The sequence below is a fragment of the Thalassobacterium maritimum genome (assembly GCF_031127805.1).
GTDB classification, from domain to species: domain Bacteria; phylum Verrucomicrobiota; class Verrucomicrobiia; order Opitutales; family Coraliomargaritaceae; genus Thalassobacterium; species Thalassobacterium maritimum.
The window spans coordinates 1-476 of the sequence record NZ_JARXHW010000231.1 but is presented as its reverse complement, the minus strand read 5'-3'; the positions used below and the strand labels follow the sequence as shown (position 1 = coordinate 476).

Sequence of the window (476 nt, the reverse complement as noted above, 5' to 3'; positions counted from 1 at the left end):
TTGAGGAACCCTTGACGCGTCTGAGAGGCCTTGTAGAGCGCCTTGCGCACAAGATCGGCGTCATTGTGCTCGGAGACCTCCCAGCCCACGATACGGCGACTAAACAGATCCATGACTGTGGCCAAATAGTTCCAGCCATTATCGGTCATCAGATAGGTCGTATCGCAGACCCAGACTTGATCACATGCCTGCGGCATGCCTTGTGCCTTCAACCGATTCGGGCTGTAGCCTAGAGTGTGATTGCTGTCAGTTCCTTGTGGCTTGAAGCTTTTCTTTTGAATCCCGACGATTCCAAGGTCCTGCATAATCCTCAAGGTTTTATCACGGCCACAAGTAATTGATTCGTCTTTCAAATGATCATGAATCACACGATGACCTTCTCGCTTATCGGATGCCTCATAGAGCTCTTCGATACGTTTTGCGTGTTCAGCATCGGCAATACTTCGAGCGCTGGGTTCTCGCTTCTTCCAGGCATA

1 protein-coding gene is annotated in these 476 nt (G+C 50.4%); it reads right to left on the bottom strand.

Annotation, left to right across the window (positions count from 1 at the left end; genetic code table 11):
* Window positions 1-476: DDE-type integrase/transposase/recombinase (locus QEH52_RS20940; protein WP_308952764.1), on the bottom strand; the 476-nt coding region annotated here is incomplete at both ends.